Origin of the sequence: Nocardia sp. NPDC004168, from assembly GCF_040610355.1 — a bacterium.
In the GTDB taxonomy this organism is placed as follows: Bacteria; Actinomycetota; Actinomycetes; order Mycobacteriales; family Mycobacteriaceae; genus Nocardia; species Nocardia sichangensis.
Genome location: NZ_JBEXME010000006.1, coordinates 285,068 through 304,834, shown reverse-complemented (window position 1 = coordinate 304,834; position 19,767 = coordinate 285,068). Strand labels below are relative to the sequence as shown.

Annotated in this window: 2 protein-coding genes (both only partly in view); both read left to right on the top strand. The window is 72.0% G+C overall.

Annotation, left to right across the window (positions count from 1 at the left end; genetic code table 11):
• Positions 1-8,165: the 3' portion of a non-ribosomal peptide synthase/polyketide synthase gene (locus ABZW96_RS15060; RefSeq protein WP_355074844.1), read on the top strand. The gene continues 9,625 nt to the left of window position 1, outside the view; 8,165 of the gene's 17,790 nt are visible here — the last part of the coding sequence; its start codon lies off the left edge, out of view; it ends in the stop codon at positions 8,163-8,165.
• Positions 8,165-19,767, top strand: the beginning of a protein-coding gene (locus ABZW96_RS15055; RefSeq protein ID WP_355074842.1) for a non-ribosomal peptide synthase/polyketide synthase. 13,897 nt of this gene lie beyond the right edge of the window; only the first 11,603 of its 25,500 coding nucleotides appear in the window; it begins with the start codon at positions 8,165-8,167; the stop codon falls past the right edge of the window. Before ABZW96_RS15060 ends, ABZW96_RS15055 begins: the two co-directional genes overlap by 1 nt.

The following is a 19,767-nucleotide window of genomic DNA, read 5'->3' as shown; positions in this document are numbered from 1 at the left end:
GCGCCGAAACGCATCGGGGCGACGGCGGTCGCGTCCCGCTGCGCCCCCGCCCGCGGCCGGAGCGCGTCCCGCTGTCCGCGGCCCAGCAGCGCGTCTGGTTCGTCAACCGCTTCCACGCCGACGAGCAGGCCGGGCCCGCCGTCGCGATCGACAACATCCCGGTCGCGCTGCGCCTCGCCGGTGAGCTCGACGTCGCGGCGATGACCACGGCGTTGGCCGACGTGGCGGCCCGGCACGAGATCCTGCGGACCGTCTACCCCGACGGCTCGGACGGGCCGGAACAACTGGTCCTGCCGCAGTCCGCGCCCGACCTCCCGGTCACGCGTGTGGCCGAAACCGCACTGGTGGAACAGCTTCGGGAGCTGGCGGCAGCGCCTTTCGATCTGACCACGGAAACACCGCTGCGGGCAGCGCTGTTCGCGATCGACGGTGCGCCACAAGCGGAATACGCGCTCGCCCTGGTGCTGCACCACATCGCCGCGGACGGTTTCTCGCTCGGTCCGCTGGCCGAGGATCTGATGACCGCCTACTCGGCCCGCCGGGCCGGGGCAGCGCCCGCGTGGGATCCGCTGCCGGTGCAGTACGCCGACTACACGCTCTGGCAGGCCGATCTCGCCGACGCCGAGCGGCAACTCGACTACTGGCGCGGCTCCCTGGACGGCCTGCCGGAGCAACTCGAACTGCCCACCGACCGTCCCCGTCCGGCGATCTCCTCCCATCGCGGTGCGACGCACCGCTTGCGGATCGATTCCGACCTGCACAGCGAGCTGGGCGAGCTGGCGCGCAAACGCGAGACCACGCTGTTCAGCACGGTGCACGCGGCCTTGGCGGTACTGCTGGCCCGGCTGTCGGGCGGCGCGGACATCGCGATCGGCACCCCGGTCGCCGGACGCGGTGACGCGGCGCTGGACCGGCTCGTCGGCATGTTCGTGAACACGCTGGTGCTGCGCACCGCCGTCGACTCCAGAGCCAGGTTCGAGACCGTGCTGGACGCGGTGCGCGACCAGGACCTCGACGCGCTCTCGCACGCCGACGCGCCGTTCGAGCGGCTCGTCGAGATGCTCGCTCCGACCCGCGCGCGCAACCGTCATCCGCTCTTCCAGGTGGCGCTGACCTTCCAGAACTTCGCCTTGCCCGAGCTCGAGCTGCCCGATCTACGGGTGCGCGCGCAGGAGTTCGACGCGCCGGTGGCCGAGTTCGACCTCCAGTTCACCGTGCTCGAATCGAACGACCCGGACGGGCGCGCCGACGGCATGCGGGTCGAAATCCGCTATGCCACCGATCTTTTCGACGCGCCGTCGGTCGCCGTTCTCGGCAGGCGGTTCACCCAGGTGCTCGCCGCCATCGCCGCCGATCCCACGGTGGTCGTGGGCGACATCCAGTTGCTCAGCGCCGAGGAGCAGCATCGCGCTTTGTACGAGTGGCCGGTCGGCGGCCCCGACGTCGCGGACGCCACCGGCAGTGTGGCCGAGCGTTTCGCGCGGGCCGCCGCGCTGGACCCGGCCGCCGTCGCGGTGCGCGACGGGGCACGGTCGCTGGCATATGCCGAACTCGACGACTGGTCCAACCGGCTGGCGCGGCGGCTGATCGCCGCGGGCGTCGGGCCGGAAACACTGGTGGCCGTCGCGCTGCCCCGCTCGGCGGAACTGGTGGTCGCCCTGCTCGCGGTGCTCAAAGCGGGCGGCGGATACCTGCCGATCGATCCGGCCTACCCGGACGACCGGATCGAATACGTCCTGGACGATGCCCGGCCGATCTGCGCGATCGCGGGGGCCGCCACCGAGTTGCCGCGCGGCTGGTTCGGCGGACCGGTGATCGACGTCGCCGCACCGAACCTCGTCGAGTTCGGCGGCGAGCCGGTCACCGATGTGGATCGGCGCGCCCCGCTGCGCTCCGGTCACGTTGCCTACGTCATCTACACCTCCGGTTCCACCGGCAGGCCCAAAGGCGTCGTGGTGCCGCATCGCAACGTGCTGCGGCTGCTGGACAACACGCGGCGGCGCTTCGGCTTCGGCTCGGCGGACGTGTGGACCCTGTTCCACTCCTACGCCTTCGACTTCTCGGTCTGGGAAATGTGGGGACCGCTGCTGTCCGGCGCGACGGTGGTGGTGGTCGACTACTACACCTCGCGCTCGCCGCGGCAGTTCCGTGAGCTGCTGATCGCCGAGCGGGTCACCGTGCTCAACCAGACCCCGTCGGCGTTCTATCAGCTCGTCGCCGCCGATCTGGCCGAGCCGGAACCCGCCGCGTTCGCGTTGCGGGTCGTCGTCTTCGGCGGCGAGGCGCTGGAGCCGCAGCGCCTCGGTGGTTGGTTCGCCCGCTACCCGGACGCGCCGCGCCTGGTGAACATGTACGGCATCACCGAGACCACGGTGCACGTGTCCTATCGGGAGATCGACGGGCACACCGGCTCGACCGGCGTGATCGGCGCGGGGTTGCCCGGACTGACCGTCCGCCTGCTCGACGACCGGTTGCGGCCGGTCCCGGTCGGCGTGCCCGGCGAGATCTACGTCTCCGGCGGCCAATTGGCGCGCGGCTACTTGCACCGTCCCGCCCTGACCGCGGGCCGCTTCGTCGCGGACCCGTACGCGGGCGACGGAGCGCTCACCTACCGCTCCGGCGATCTGGCCCGCTGGACCGCCGACGGCGAGCTGGAGTATCTCGGGCGCGCGGACCAGCAGGTGAACCTGCGCGGCTTCCGCGTCGAGCTCGGTGAGATCGAGGTCGCGCTGCTCGAGGCGTCCGAAGCGGTCCGGGAAGTGGCCGTGGTGGTGCGCACCGATCTGGTGGACGAACCGCGCATCGTCGCGTACGCGGTCGTCGCGGACGACTCGGTCGACACCGCCGCGCTGCGGCAAGCCCTGGTGTATCGCCTGCCCGAGCACATGGTGCCCGCTGCGATCGTCCCGCTGCCGCGCATCCCGTTGACGGTCAACGGCAAGCTGGACCGCGCCGCGCTGCCCGCGCCACGGTTCGAATCGACCACCTACCGGGCGCCGTCCACGCCGAGCGAACGGGTCGTGGCGGAGGTGTTCGCCGAAGTGCTGGGCGCGGAGCGCGCCGTCGGCGCCGACGACGATTTCTTCGCGCTCGGCGGCAGCTCCCTGTTGGCCGCGAAAGCGGTCAGCAGGATCGGCGCGGCGCTGGGCCGGACGGTCGGTGTGCGCGCGCTGTTCGAAGCTCCCAGGGTCGCGGACCTCGCGGCGGCGGCGAGCGCGGTGGCCATGGGAGGCGCCCTGCCCGCGCTGGTGGCGGCGCCGCGCCCGGAGCGGGTCCCGCTCTCGCCCGCGCAGCAGCGCATGTGGTTCCTCAATCGGTTCGACCGGTCCTCCACCGCCTACAACATCCCGGTGGCCCTGCGGCTGTCCGGTCGGCTGGACGTGCCCGCGTTGCGCGCCGCGCTCGGTGACGTGGTCGCCCGGCACGAGGCGCTGCGCACTCGCTATCCGGAGATCGACGGCGAACCGGTGCAACTCGTCGAACCCGCCACCGTTCCGGCGCTGCGGCCGATCGATGTCCCGGAAGACGAACTACCGCAGCGGGTCAGGGAACTGGCGGAGACGACCTTCGACGTCACCGCCGAGATTCCGGTGCGGATGCGATTGTTCCGCGTGGTCGGCACGGGCGCGCGGCCGGAGTTCGTGCTCGCCGCGGTGCTGCACCACATCGCCGCCGACGGCTCGTCCATCGCGCCGTTCGTGCGGGACCTGATGGTCGCCTACACCGCGCGCCGTGGTGGCGCCGCGCCGGACTGGACACCGCTGACCGTGCAGTACGCCGATTACGCACTGTGGCAACGCGATTTGCTCGGCGCCGAGGACGACGCCGAATCGGTGGCGGCCCGCGAGATCTGTTTCTGGACCCGGACACTCGCCGGACTGCCGGATCAGCTGGCGCTGCCGACCGACCGCCCCCGCCCCGCGAGGCAGACCCTGCGCGGGGACAAGGTTCCGCTCACGATCGGCGCGCGGCTGCACGCGGATCTGGCCGCCCTCGGCCGACGGCATGGCGCGACGCTGTTCATGGTGGTGCACACCGCGTTCGCCGTGCTGCTCGCGCGGTGGTCGGGCGCAGGAGACATCGCGATCGGCACGCCGGTGGCCGGACGCGGCGCCGCCGAACTGGACGACGTCATCGGGATGTTCGTCAACACTCTCGTCCTGCGCGTCGGTGTCGACGGCGGCGAATCGTTCGCCGGACTGCTGGCCCGGGCGCGGGCCGCCGACTTGGCGGCGCTGGAACACGCGACCGTGCCGTTCGAACGTCTGGTGGAAGTGCTCAACCCGGTGCGCTCCACCGCACGCCACCCGCTGTTCCAGGTCGGCTACTCGTTCCAGAACCATGAGCGCGGACAGCTGCGGCTGCCCGAACTCGAGATTCGCGAACTCGAGTTCGACAACGGCGTAGCGCAATTCGACCTGCACCTGTTCGCGGTGGACGCCTACGACGCCGAGGGCGCGCCCGACGGCATCGAGCTGTCCCTCGGCTACGCCACCGATCTGTTCGAGCGCGCGACCGCGTTCCGGTTCGCCGCCCAACTGCGCCGGGTGCTGGAAACGATCGCGGCGCGGCCGGATCTGCCGGTGGGTGACATCGAGCTGCTCGGGACCGACCGATCGCAGGTGCTCGCAGAATGGAACCGGACCCGGCGGCCGGTCCCGCGGGCCACGCTGGCGGATCTGATCGACGCGCAGACCGCGCGCAGCCCAGGCGCGGTCGCGCTGGTGGACGCGGCGACCGGCGAAGAGCTGCGCTACGCCGAGTTCGACGGGCGGGTGAACCGGTTGGCGCGCAGGCTCATCGCGTCCGGTGTCGGACCGGAGTCGACGGTCGTGCTGGCGATGCGCCGCTCGCTCGAACTGGTCGTCGCGATGTACGCCGTGGTGCGGGCGGGCGGCGCGTATGTGCCCATCGATCCGGACCATCCGGCCGAGCGGATCGCCCACATCGTGGCCACCGCGGCGCCGGCTGTGGTCCTGACCACCTCGCGCGACGGGTTCCCGTTCGAAACCGACTGCGCTGTCATGGAAATCGATCGGCTCGACGTCGCCGGGCCGGCCGCGACGCCGATCACCGACGCGGATCGGATTGGTCCGCTGCGTCCCGAGCATCCGGCGTACGTCGTCTTCACCTCCGGCTCCACGGGCGTGCCCAAAGGCGTGACGGTTCCGCACGCCGCGATCGTCAATCAACTCGTCTGGCTGGCGGACAGATACGGCCTCGGCGCGAACGATCGAGTGCTGCTGAAGACGCCCGCGACCTTCGATCTGTCGGTGTGGGAGTTCTGGTCCGCGCTGGTCACCGGCGGGTCGCTGATCGTCACCGCGCCCGGCGCCGAACGTGACCCGGACCTGCTGCGCGCGCTGCTGCGCCGCCACGGCGTCACCGTGCTGCACGCGGTGCCCGCCCTGATCGGCATGCTGCTGGCGGCCGAGCCGGGTGGCGCGCTGCCGGAAACGCTGCGCCACGTGCTGGCCATCGGCGAGGCGCTGCCGTCGGCCACGGCCGTGGACTTCCTGTGCCGCCATAGCGGCACGACCGCGCTGGACAACCTCTACGGCCCCACGGAGGCGGCGGTGTCGATCACCGCGTTCGCGCTCGACACTCAGCCGGAGCACACCGTCCCGATCGGGTCGCCCGCCTGGAACAGCCGGGTCTACGTCTTGGACGGGCGGTTGCGGCCCGCGCCGATCGGAGTGCCCGGCGAGCTGTACCTCGCGGGAGCGCAGCTGGCGCGCGGCTATCAGCGCCGTCCGGCGCTGACCGCCGACCGCTTCGTGGCCGATCCGTTCGCGGTGGAACTCGGTGCGGCGGCCGGCGAGCGGATGTACCGCACCGGCGACATCGTGCGCTGGCGTCCCGACGGCACCCTGGAATACCTCGAGCGCGCCGACTTCCAGGTGCAGATCGGCGGCTTCCGCATCGAGCTCGGCGAGGTGGAGGCCGCGCTGCTGCGGCAACCCGGGGTGGCCGCGGCCGTCGTGGTGGCGAAGGCCGACGACCGCGCGGGAACACGGCTCATCGCGTATGCCGCAGTGCCGGAGGCGGATCCGGTCGGGTACGCCGACCTGGCCGTGTCGCTGCGCGCCGTTGTGGCCGCGCGACTGCCCGGATACATGACGCCTGCCGCCGTCGTCGTGCTGGCGGCGCTGCCGCTCACGGCCAACGGCAAGATCGATCGTTCGGCGCTGCCCGAGCCGCCGTTCGCCGAGGCGGCCTTCCGCGCGCCGTCCGGTGCGTTGGAGCGCCTGGTCGCGGACGCGTTCGCAGAGGTCGTCGGCGTGGACGCGGTGAGCGTCGACGACGACTTCTTCGCCAGGGGCGGCAACTCCCTGATGGCCACCCGGCTCGCGGCCCGGCTCGGCGCGGCACTCGGCGGCCATGTCGCGGTGGCCGCGGTGTTCGAAGCCCCGACGCCCGCCGCACTCGCAGAACGCATCGCGGCCACCGAGCGCGGCGTGGCCCGGCCCGCTTTGGTCCGTCGCGCCGATGCCGGGCCGGTGCCGCTCGCGCCCGCGCAGCAGCGCATCTGGGTGCTCGACCGGCTCGCACCGGACTCGTCGGCCTATCACATTCCCACGGCGCTGCGGCTGCGCGGCCGGCTGGATGTGGCGGCGCTGGCGGCGGCGCTCGGCGATGTGCTCGACCGGCACGAGACGCTGCGCACCAGGTACCCGGACACCGAGGACGGACCGGTCCAGGAGGTGGTGCGCGCGTCGCCGGTCGATCTGACACCGATTCCGGTGGGCCGAGCGGAAATGGACAGGCGGATCGCGGAATTCGTAGCCCCCGCCTTCGATCTCGCTTCCGCGCCGCCGGTGCGCGCCGCCCTGTTCACCCCCGCCGCCGACGAACACGTCTTGGTGGTCGTGCTGCACCACATCGGTGCGGATGGATACTCGATCGCGCCGTTGACCGCCGATCTGGTGCGCGCCTACCTGGCCAGATCCACCGGACACGCGCCGGACTCGGCCCCGCCCGCGATCCGTTACCGCGACTACAGCGCCTGGCAGCACGAGCTGCTCGGCGACGGCGCGGACCCCGACAGCCTGCTGGCGCGCCAACTCGCCTTCTGGCGCACCGAATTGACCGGTGCGCCGGAACTGCTCGCCCTACCCACCGATCGACCGCGACCGGCCAGGCGAAGCATGCAGGGGGCAAGCGTTACCCGGGAGATCGACGCCGAGCGCACCGTACGCCTGGAGCGACTGGCCCGCGAACACGGCGGCACACTGTTCACCCTGGTGCACAGCGCGCTCGCGGTGCTGCTGGCGAAACTGTCCGGCGCGGCGGACGTCACGGTCGGCGTGCCGGTCGCCGGACGCGGTGTCCGCGAGCTGGATGAGCTGGTCGGCATGTTCGTCAACACCGTGGCGTTGCGCACCGAGGTCGATCCCCGTGCGAGTTTCGGCGAGCTGCTGCGCCAGGTCACCCGGCGGGATCTGGCGGCGTTCTCGCACGCCGACGTCCCGTTCGATCAGGTGGTCGAGGCGCTGGGCGTCACCCGTTCCGGCTCGTACGCACCGCTGTGCCAAGTACTGCTCACCTTCCAGAACCTGCCGCGGGCGGAGGTGGAACTGCCCGGCCTCGCGGTCGAGGCGATCGACCTGACGTCGGCGGAGGCGAAGTTCGACCTCCAGGTGACCGTGCTGGAGCAGTTCGCCGCCGACGGTGCGCGCGCCGGTATGGAGCTGCGCGTCGGCTACGCGACCGACCTGTTCGACGAACCGACGGCGCACGCGTTCGGTGACCGCTTGCTGCGGGTGCTGGAGGCGGTGGCCGCGGATCCGGCGGTAGCCCTTCGCGCGATCGACATCCGTTCCGCGGCCGAACGGCTGCCCCGGCCCACCGCGTCGGTGGCGGACCTGCCCGCGCTGATCGCCCGGGCGGCACGGGCCGTCCCCGCCGCCACCGCGTTCGAGCACGGCGATCGGCTGGTCTCCTTCGGCGAGCTCGACGCGAAGCTCGCGTCCGTCGCGAAGGCGATGGGCCCGGCGGCCAAACCCGAAGCCCTGATCCATGTCTCGCTCGCCGGGTTGGTTCCCGGCCTGCTCGCCGCACTCGGCGGCAGCGGTCTGGCGGCCTTGCTGCGGACCCTGCCCGCCACCGCCGAGGCGCTGCTCGCCGACTCGGCGGCGGCCCTCGATTCGGAAGGAAACCGCTGATGACCCACGCAGACGCCGTGCGCCGCGGCTACGGCATCGACGACCTGCCCGGTCTCATCGCGACTGTTGCCGGGCTGGACCCGCAGCGCGTGGCGTTGCGGCACGAAGAGCTCACCGTCACCTACGCGGCGCTGGCCGACGAACTCGCGGCCCTGTCCGAAGCCATGGGCGCGGGGGTGGGCGCGGAGGCGCTGGTTCCGGTGGTGGTCTCCGGTCGACTGCCCGCGCTGCTGGAATCAGGTGACGGCGCGCTCGGCGCGGTGCTGGACGCACTGCTCGACGACGCGCTCGCGGCCGCGCCGGATCTTCCGGCGACCACCACCGCGCCGGTCGAGACATTGGTGAGCCTGTTCGAGGAGCAGGTGCGGCGGACTCCGGACGCGATCGCCGTCGAATACGCGGGAATCACCCTCACCTACGCCGAATTCGACGGCCGGGTCAACGCGCTGGCCCACCACCTGGTCGAACTCGGCGTGCGGCGGGACTCGCTGGTGGGCTTGGCCGTGCGGCGCTCGATCGACCTGCTGGTCGGCATGTACGCGATCCTGCGGGCGGGCGGCGCGTACCTGCCGATCGACCCGGACCATCCGGCCGACCGCATCGGCTACGTGCTCGCGGTCGCCGAGCCGGTGCTCGTGCTGACCACCACGCGCGACGAGCCCGACTTCGGCGGTGCGGTCGCGACGCTGCGGATCGACGAATTCGCCGGCTCGCCCACGCCGGAAGCGCCCGCGGTCGCCCGGTCGGCCGACGACCTCGCCTACGTGATCTTCACGTCCGGCTCGACCGGCAGGCCGAAGGGCGTCGCCGTGTCGCACCGCGCGATCGTGGCGAATCTGCGGTGGCGGCAACGGTTGTACCGGCTGCGCGCCGACGACGTGGTGTTGCAGAAGACGCCGTTCACCTTCGACGTGTCGGTGTGGGAGTTCTTCTGGCCGTTGCAGGTCGGCGCCCGGCTGGTCGTCGCGGAGCCGGACGGTCATCGGGATCCGGCGTACTTGGCGCGTGTGATCGCCGAACGCGGAGTCACGGTGGCGCATTTCGTGCCGTCCATGCTCGCGGTCTTCGTCGCCGAGTCGGTCGCGGTGGACTCGCTGCGGCTGGTCTTCGCCTCGGGTGAGGCGCTTGCGGCCGCCACCGCCGCGGCCTTCCGCGACGTCTGCGGGGCGACGCTGCACAACCTGTACGGGCCCACCGAGGCGGCGGTCGACGTGACCGCGCACGAGGTGACCGGCGCGGACGTGGCGGGCGTGCCGATCGGCGTCGCCGCCGACGACACCGAGTTGCTGGTGCTCGACGACAGCCTGCGTCCGGTGGCGCGCGGCGTCGTCGGCGAGCTGTACCTGGCAGGCGTGCAATTGGCCCGCGGTTATGTCGCCCGGCCAGGGCTGACCGCCGAGCGATTCGTGGCGAACCCCGAGGGACCGGCCGGGGAGCGGATGTACCGCACCGGCGACCTGGTGCGCTGGGCGCCCGGGGTGGAGGGCGGGCCGGAGGAGCTGGAGTATCTGGGCCGCACGGACTTCCAGGTGAAGTTGCGGGGCCTGCGGATCGAACTCGGCGAAGTCGAGGCGGCGCTGCTGCGCCACCCGCGCGTCACCCAGGCCGCGGTGGTGCTGCACCGGCACACGAGCGGCGATCAACTGGTCGGCTACGTGGTCGGCGACGCTGTCGAGACCGCCGAGGTACTGGACTCCGTCCGCCGCGAGCTGCCCGAGTACATGGTGCCGACGCTGCTCGTCGCGCTGGCGGCGATGCCGTTGAACGCCAACGGCAAGCTGGACCGCAGAGCGCTTCCTGAGCCGAAATTCGATTCCGGGACAACGGCTTATCGGGCGCCGGAGACCGAGGCGGAGACGGCGGTCGCCGCGATTTTCGCCGAACTGCTGGACGTGCCGCGCGTGGGCGCGGACGACGACTTCTTCGCGCTGGGCGGCAATTCGCTGCTCGCCACCCGAGCCATCGCCCGGATCGGCGCGGCCATCGGCGCGACCGTGGACGTGCGCGATTTCTTCGATCGTCCCACCGTGGCCGCGGTGGTCGCGTCGGCGCATCCGGCCGCGGCGCGTCCGCCGCTGGTGGCCGGTCCGCGCCCGGAGCATGTTCCGCTCTCGCCCGCGCAGCGGCGCATGTGGTTCCTCAACCGGTTCGGCGCCGACGCCGATCAGGCCCGCGAGCTGGGCGCCGCCGCCGTGGACAACATCCCGGTGGCGCTGCGCCTGCGCGGCCCGCTGGACGTCGCCGCGCTGTCGGCGGCGATCACCGATCTGGTGGCCAGGCACGAAGTGCTGCGCACCGTGTATCCGCAGACCGCCGACGGGCCTGCGCAATCGGTGCGACGCGTACACGCGGTGTTCGACCTGACGCCCGCCGAAGTGCCGCGGGAGCGGTTGGCCGCGGCGATCCGCCGGGCGGCGAGCCAGGGCTTCGACGTGGCGGAGGAGATCCCGGTGCGGGTGCGCCTGCTGCGCTGCGAACCCGAGGACCACACGCTCGTGCTCGTCGTCCACCACATCGCGGCCGACGGCGTCTCGCTCGTGCCCCTGATGCGTGACCTGGCCACGGCCTATGCCGCGCGGCGCGACGGCCGCGGGCCGGAGTGGGCTCCGCTGGCCGTGCAGTACGCGGACTACGCGCTGTGGCAGCAACGGGTCCTCGGTGCGGATACCGACGCGGATTCCGTGGCGGCGCGCCAGCTCGCCTTCTGGCGCGCCGAATTGGCCGAGCTGCCCGCGCAATTGGATCTGCCCGCCGATCGGCCGCGTCCGGCCGCGCCCTCGTACCAGGGCGCCACCTACGAGTTCGCCGTCGACGCCGCGCTGCGCTCCGCCGTCGAGGCGATCGCCGCGCGCGTTCGCGCGACGCCGTTCATGGTGCTGCACGCGGCGCTGGCCGCCCTGCTGGCCCGGTTGTCCGGCACCGCGGACATCGCTATCGGCACACCGGTCGCGGGCCGGGGCGAGGCCGTACTCGACGACCTGGTCGGCATGTTCGTCAACACCCTCGTGCTGCGCACCGAAGTGGACGCCGCGCGCGGTTTCGCCGACTTGGTGGCGCACGCCGCCGACCGCGACCTGCGCGCCTTCGCGCACGCCGACATCCCGTTCGAGCAGTTGGTGGAGGCGCTGAACCCGCCGCGTTCGGCCGCCAGGCATCCGCTGTTCCAGGTCGCGCTGTTCATGCAGAACGTCGGGCCGATCGCGCTGACCATGCCCGGTCTCGACACCGAGCAGGTCGACTTCGACTCCGGTTTCGCGAAGTTCGACCTCCAGCTCACGGTGTCCGAAGCCGCCGACAGCTACCGCGCCGAATTCACCTACGCCACCGACCTGTTCGACGCCGCGACGGTGCGGAAGTTCGCCGCGAAGTTCGTCCGGCTGTTGCGTGCGGCGGTGGACGACCCGGACGCACCGGTCAGGGATCTCCCGCTGCTCGACGCGGGCGAGCTGGACTATGTCACCGCGAGCTGGAACGCCAGCGGGCACCGAGTGCCCGATCGGTTCCTGCACGAGGGTTTCGACGCGCAGGTGCGCCGTACCCCGGATGCCGTCGCGGTGGTCACCGACGGCGAGCGGCTGACCTACGCCGAGCTGTCCGACCGCGCCGATCGGCTGGCGAGGATGCTGATCGGGCTCGGCGTCGGTCCGGAAGCGCTGGTCGTGCTGGCCCTGCCGCGCTCGGTGGAACTGGTCGTCGCCATGTACGCGGTGGCGCGGGCGGGCGGCGCGTACGTCCCGGTGGACCCAGGACATCCCGCCGAACGCATCGGCCACATCCTCGACACCGCGCGTCCGCATGCCATCCTGACCACGAGCGATAGCGGTTTCGACGCGGCCGCGCAGGTTTCCGTTCCGGTGTATCGCCTGGATGAACTCGATCTCTCCGCCTATCCCTCCGGCAAGATCGGCGACCGCGAACGCCACGGCGCGCTGCACCCGCAGCATCCCGCATACGTGATCTTCACTTCCGGGTCCACCGGAAAGCCGAAGGGCGTGGCGGTCAGTCATCAGGCCATCGCCAACCAGCTGGCCTGGATGCACGCGGAGTACCGTCCGCGCACCGGCGATGTCTACTTGCAGAAGACCGCGAGCACCTTCGACGTCTCGCTGTGGGGCTACTTCCTACCGCTACGAGCGGGCGCGACCGTGCTGCTGGCCGCACCGGACGGACATCGCGATCCGCGCTATCTCGCCGAGACCGTCGCACGCCACGGCGTCACGCTCACCGACTTCGTGCCATCGATGCTCGCGGTGTTCGCCGCGCACGCCGCGCCGGGCGAACTCGACTCGCTGCGCGACGTGTTCGTCATCGGCGAGGCGCTGCCGCCGGAGACCGTCGCCGCCTTCCGGCAGGTGTGCGACGCGGGCCTGCACAACCTCTACGGCCCCACCGAGGCGGCGGTGTCCATCACCAACCGCGAGGTCACCGAGGTGAACTCGCCGCAAGTGCCGATCGGCGAGCCGGAGTGGAACTCGCAGGTCTACGTGTTGGACGGACGGATGCGGCCCGCGCCGATCGGCGTGCGGGGCGAGCTGTACCTGGCGGGAGCGCAGCTGGCGCGCGGCTACCACGGCCGCGTCGACCTCACCGCCGATCGTTTCGTCGCCAATCCCTTCGGTGCGCCGGGCGCCCGCATGTACCGCACCGGCGACCTGGTGCGCTGGAGCCGCGACGGCGAGCTGATCTATCTGGGCCGCAGCGACTTCCAGGTGAAGTTCCGCGGCCGGCGCGTCGAACTCGCCGAAATCGAGACAGCGCTGCTGGCGGCGGCCGGGGTCGGCCAGGCCGCGGCGCGGCTGGTCACCGGACCGGCGGGGGAGTTCCTGGCGGGCTACGTGATCGCAGCGCCCGGCGCGACGCTCGATCTCGACGCGGTGAAATCGTCTGTCGCTCAGCGTCTTCCCAGCTACCTGGTGCCGACCGCAGTGGTCGAGCTGAACGAATTCCCCCGCAACACCAGCGGCAAGCTCGATCGCGCCGCCCTGCCGATCCCGGTGCTCGCAGCCGAGCGCTTCCGTCCGCCGGTGAGCGCCGCGCAACGTCTGGTCGCCGCGGTGGTCGCGGAGGTGCTGCGGGTCGAGCGGGCCGGGCTGGACGACGATTTCTTCGCTCTCGGCGGCAGCTCGCTGGACGCCACCCAGGTCAGCGCCCGCGCGGGTGAGGCGATGGGAGTACGCGTTCCGGTGCGCGCGCTGTTCGACGCGCCCACGGTGGAGGGCTTCGCCGCCGCCGTCGAGCGGCTCGGCGCCCCAGGGGCGCCGCGACTCCCGCTGGTCCGCCGTCCACGGCCCGAGCGGGTGCCGCTCTCGCCCGCGCAGCAGCGCCTGTGGTTCCTCAACCGCGTCGAGAGCCAGGACGGCGCCGACAGCGTCTACAACCTGCCGATCGTGCTGCGGCTGACCGGCCGCCTCGACGTGACGGCGCTGGAGCGCGCCGTACTCGACGTGCTCGCCCGGCACGAGACGCTGCGCACCACCTTCCCCGAAACCGACGACGGCCCCTGCCAATCCGTTCGCGACGCCACCGACATCGGCCTGAGCCTGCATCCGGTGCCGATCGACCGCTCCGCACTGGAGGATGCCGTGGCAGGCATCGTCGGCGCCGGGTTCGACGTGACCGCCGAGTTGCCGTGCCGGGTCGCGCTGCTCGCGGTGGAGCGGGTCGACGAGGCGCGCGGCGTCACCGGCGACGAATACGTGCTGGTGTTCGTCGTGCACCACATCGCCGCCGACGCCTTGTCGATGGTCCCGCTGGTCACCGACCTGGTCGGGGCCTACCTCGCGCGCCTGACCGGGCGGCGGCCGGACTGGGAGCCGCTGGCGGTGCAGTACGCCGACTACAGCCTCTGGCATCGGGACCTGCTCGGCGCCGAGGACGTCCCCGGTGATCTCGCCTACCAGCAGCTGCGCTTCTGGCGCGACGTGCTGACCGGCGCGCCGGCGCAACTGCCCCTCCCGGTCGATCATCCACGGCCCGCGATCCCCTCGCACGAGGGAGCGGGCGTCGATTTCGTGATCGAGCCCGAGGTCGTCGCTGGCTTGCGCGCGCTGGCCCGGCGCGGCGGCGCGACGTTGTTCATGACGCTGCACGCGGCCTTCGCCGCCACCCTGGCCCGCTTGAGCGGCAGCGCCGACATCGTGATCGGCTCGCCCGTCGGCGGACGCGGGGAGCGGGCGCTGGACGCACTCGTCGGCATGTTCGTCAACACCCTGGCGTTGCGCACCCGAGTAGCCGCCGACGCCTCGTTCGCCGCGCTGCTGAGCGAGGTGCGCGAGGCCGATCTGGCCGCGTTCGCCAACGCCGACCTGCCATTCGAGCGCCTGGTGGACGTCATGGCGGTGGATCGCTCCGCGGGCGCGCATCCGCTGTTCCAGGTGATGTTCAGCTTCGAGACCGCGACGCCCGCATTCGGCGGGAAAGCCATGGAGGTGCCGTGGCTGTCGGTGCACCCGGTCGAGATCCCCGACAACGGAGCGAAATTCGACCTGCACTTGGTGGTGGCGGAGCGCGCGGATTCGGTGGGACTGTCGGGCGCCCTGCGCTACGCGACCGATTTGTTCGACGCCGCGACCGTCGAGTCGTTCGCCGACCGCTTCCAGCGGATGCTCGCCGCCGTCGCGGTCGACGCCGGTGCGCGAATCGGTGACGTCGAACTGCTTTCGGACGCCGAACGCACACGGGTGTTGCGGGTGTGGAATGCCACCGACCGCCCGTTCCCCGAATCCGACACGCTCGCCTCCCTGTTCGCCGCGCAAGTCGAACGCACACCGGACGCGCCCGCGGTCACCTTCGAGGAGACGACGCGGGCCTACCCGTCGCCGGACCACAGCTCCTCAGCGGCTGGCTCTGCGGCGCCGGCCCACCCGTCACCCGACCACCATCCCTCAACGAGTCGCTCCGCGACGCTGGCCCACCCGTCACCCGACCAGGACCTCTCAGCGGGTGGCTCCGCTGTCCTGCCTCAGCTATTGCCCGGCCACGACTCCTCGGCGGGTAGCTCTGCGGCCCTGGCCCACCCGTCACCCGGCCACCCCTCGGCGGGTAGCTCCGCGACGCTGGCCCACCCGTCACCCGACCACCACCCCCCAACGAGTCGCTCCGCGACGCTTACTTATTCGGAATTCGCCGGGCGGGTCAACCGGCTGGCGCGGTGGCTCGTAGCACAGGGTGTCGGCCCGGAAACGCTGGTTGCGCTCGGTATGCGCCGATCCCTCGACCTGGTGGTGGGCATGTACGCGGTCACCGTCGCGGGCGGCGGATTCGTGCCACTCGATCCCGACCACCCCGCCGAACGCACCGCCCACATCCTGGCCACCGCCGCGCCGGTGTGCGTACTGACCGCAGGCGCGGACCTGAGCTGCGGCGTGCCCGAGACGCGGATCGACCGGCTGGACCTGTCCGGTTACCCGGACACCCCGCTCACCGACGCCGACCGGCGCGCTCCGCTGCGCCCGGCGAACACCGCCTACGTGCTGTTCACCTCGGGCTCCACGGGCAAGCCGAAGGGTGTCGCGATGAGCCACCGCGGCATCGTGAACCGGTTGTGCTGGATGCAATCCGCGTACGCCGCGCTCGGGCCGGGCGATGTGCTGTTGCAGAAGACGCCCGCCACCTTCGACGTCTCGGTGCCGGAGTTCTTCTGGCCGTTGCAGGTCGGCGCGCGCATGGTGCTGGCGCGGCCGGACGGGCATCGCGACCCGGCGTATCTGGCCCGCCTCATCCGCGCCGAGGGCGTCACCGCGGCGCACTTCGTGCCGTCCATGCTGGCCGTCTTCGTCGCGGGCGAGTTCGACGTGCCGTCGCTGCGTGAGGTGTTCTGCTCCGGCGAGGCGCTACCCGTCGGCGTGGCCCAGCGGATGCGCGAACTCACCGGCGCGCGGGTGCACAACGGCTACGGCCCCACGGAGGCCGCGGTGGAGGTGACCTTTCACGAGGTGCGCGACACCGATTTCGAGACCGTGCCGATGGGCGAACCGATCTGGAACACCAGAACGTATGTGCTCGACGCGCGACTGCGCCCGGTGCCTGCGGGTGTGCCGGGGGAGTTGTATCTCGCGGGCGTGCAACTGGCGCGCGGCTATCTGGACCGCCCCGGCCGCACCGGCGACCGGTTCGTCGCCGACCCGTTCGGCCCGCCCGGTGAACGGATGTACCGCACCGGCGACTCGGTGCGGTGGAACGCTTCGGGAGAGCTGGAGTTCCTCGGCCGCACGGACTTCCAGGTCAAGATCCGCGGCTTGCGCGTCGAACTCGGCGAGATCGAGTCGGTGCTGCTCGCGACGCCCGCCGTGACCCAGGCCGCCGTGCTGGTCCGGGACGATCGCGGCGTGGGCGAGCGCCTGGTCGCCTTCTTGGTGACGGACGGACCGGTCGAGATCGCGGCGGTGCGTGACGCGGTGGCCCAACGGCTTCCGGGCTACATGGTGCCGCAGGCGTTCGTGGTGCTGGACCGGTTCCCGGTGAACGCGTCCGGGAAGCTGGACCGATCGGCCCTGCCCGCGCCCGTGATCGCCGGCGTGGTGTTCGAGGCGCCGAGCGGTGCGGCGGAAGAACTCGTCGCCGAGACATTCTCGGCTCTGCTCGGGGTGAACGAGGTCGGCGCCGAGGACGATTTCTTCGCCCTGGGCGGCAATTCGCTCAGCGCCACCCAGCTCGCCGCGCGGCTTGGCAAAGCCACCGGCGGGGAAGTGGCGGTGCGCACGATCTTCGACGCGCCCACGGTGCGGGAGCTGGCGCGGCGGATCACCGTCGACGCTCCGGCCGAGATCGGGCCCGTCGCGCTGCCGCCGCTCACGCCGCAGGAGCGCGGCCGGTCGATCCCGCTGTCGATCGCCCAGCAGCGCATGTGGTTCCTGAACCGGTTCGACACCACCAGCGGCGCGTACAACATCCCGTTCGCGCTGCGCCTCACCGGAGCGCTGAACGTGCCCGCCCTCGAGGCGGCGATCGCCGACGTGATCGCCCGGCACGAAACCTTGCGCACGATCTATCCCGAGCAGGACGGCGGTGCGACGCAGCTGGTGCTGCCCGCGGGGACGAAGCTGGTCGAGCTGGTCGCACGGCCGGTTCCCGCGCCGCAGGTGCCCGAACTCGCCGCCGCCGCCGCGCGAGCCGGGTTCGACGTGACCGCCGAGGTCCCGCTGCGCGTGCGCCTGCTGCGCGTGGAGGACGACGCCGCGGCAGGCAGCCACCAGGTGCACGTCCTGCTGTTCGTCGTGCACCACATCGCCGCGGACGGTTGGTCGTTCGCGCCGCTCACCCGGGATTTGGCCAACGCTTACGTCGCGCGGTGCGCGGACACGGCTCCCGCGCCGGGAGCGTTGCCGGTGCAGTACGCCGACTTCGCGATCTGGCAGCGCACCGCGCTGGGTTCCGCCGACGACCCGGCCTCGGTGCTGGCACGCCAGCTGTCTTACTGGACCGACCGGCTGGCCGGGCTGCCGGAGGTGCTGACACTCCCGTCCGACCGGCCCCGCCGCGCGGTCGCCACCAACCGGGGCGGCGCGCTGACCGGACGGCTGGACGCCGCCCTGCACGAGCGGATCCAGGAACTGGCCGCCGCGCACCGGGCGACCCCGTTCATGGTGCTGCACACCGCGCTGGCCGTGCTGTTGAGCCGTTACGGCGCGGGCCAGGACGTCGTGATCGGCGCGCCGGTCGCCGGGCGCGGCGAGGAAGCGCTGGACGAGCTGGTCGGCATGTTCGTCAACACGCTGGTGCTGCGCACCGAGGTTCGCCCGGACGCGACTCTGGCCGAGTTGCTGGCGTCCGTGCGCGCGGCCGACCTGGCCGCCTTCGATCACGCCGCGGTGCCGTTCGAGCAGTTGGTCGAGGTGGTGAACCCGGTTCGCTCACAGGCGCACGCTCCGCTGTACCAGGTCGCGCTGACCTTGCAGAACCAGACCGCGCCGGAGTTCCGGCTGCACCGGCTGGCCATCGCGGCGCTGGAGATCGGCGCGGCGCCGATCCAGCTCGACCTGGACTGGACGCTGACCGACCGCTACACCGCCGACGGCGCGCCCGACGGCATCGACGTGCACCTGCACTACGCGCTGGACCTGTTCGACGAACCGACCGCCGCCGGGTTCCTCGCCGCCTTCGACCGCGTGCTGCGCGCCATGGTGCGCGACGCCCGCACCAGGGTCGGCGCGGTCGAGCTGATGTCGGTGGCCGAACGCGGCCTGCTGCTGTCGGATCGCAACGCCACCGCGCACCCGTTGCCCGCCGAGACGCTGGACGACCTGCTCACCGCCCGTGTCGCGGCCACGCCCGACCGTGTCGGCGTGCGTTATGAGAACGAAGCTGTGACCTACGCGGAGTTCGCCTCTCGCGTGAACCGTCTGGCCCGCAAGCTGATCCGGACAGGTGTGGGCCCGGAGGACATCGTCGGCCTGGCCGCGGCGCGCTCGATCGACATGCTCGTGGCGATGTACGCGATCGTGCGCGCGGGCGCGGCGTATCTGCCGATCGATCCGGCGCACCCGGCCGAACGCCTGGCGCAGGTCGTCGCGAGCGCGGAGCCCCGGTTGGTGCTGACCGCCGGTGACGTGACGCTGCGCCCGCTCGACGGCGTCCCCGTGCTCGAGCTCGACGCTCTCGACCTCGATGACTTCGCCGACGGACCGGTGGCCGACGCCGAGCGGATCACCGCGCTGCGCCAGGACAACACGGCCTACGTGCTGTTCACCTCCGGCTCCACGGGGCGGCCGAAGGGCGTCGCGGTGACCCACCGCGCGATCATGAACCAGCTGCGCTGGCTGGAATTCCGCTACCAGGTCACGGCGTCCGACCGCATCCTGCAACGGGCCCCGCTGACCTTCGACGTGTCGGTGTGGGAATGCTTCCTGCCGATCGCCGTCGGCGCGCCGCTGGTGATCGCCCGGCCCGGCGGCCACCTGGACTTGGCCTACTTCGCGGATCTGCTGCGCGAACACCGGATCACCATCGCGGAGTACGTGCCCTCGGTGCTGGCCGCGCTGATCGGCGAGGGCATGGGCGACGCGCTGCGGTCGTTCCGGCATCTGCACTGCGGAGGCGAGGCGCTCACCCCGGACCTGCTCGCCGCGCTGCGCGGCAGCTTCGACGGCGCGGTGCACAACGCCTACGGCCCGACCGAGGCGGCGATTTCGGCGATCTACCACGAATTCACCGACAGCGACGCCGAATCCGGGCGGGACGTCGCCATCGGCCGTCCGTGCTGGAACACCAGGGCCTATGTGCTGGACGGCCGGTTGCACCCGGTGCCGATCGGCGTCACGGGCGAGCTGTATCTCGCGGGCGACCAGCTGGCGCGCGGCTATCACGCCCACCCCGGACTGACCGCCGAGCGGTTCGTCGCCGATCCGTTCGGCGTGCCCGGCCGCATGATGTACCGGACCGGCGACCTGGTGCGCTGGAACCGCGACGGCGATCTGGTGTATCTGGGCCGCAACGATTTGCAGGTCAAGCTGCGCGGCCAGCGGATCGAGCTGGGCGAGATCGAGGCCGTCCTCGCCGCCGCGACCGGCGTGACCAACGCGGCGGTGCTCGTGGCTCGCGACAACGCGGGACAGGAATGCCTGGTCGGTTACGTCACCGGAGCCGACCCGACGCCCGATGCGGT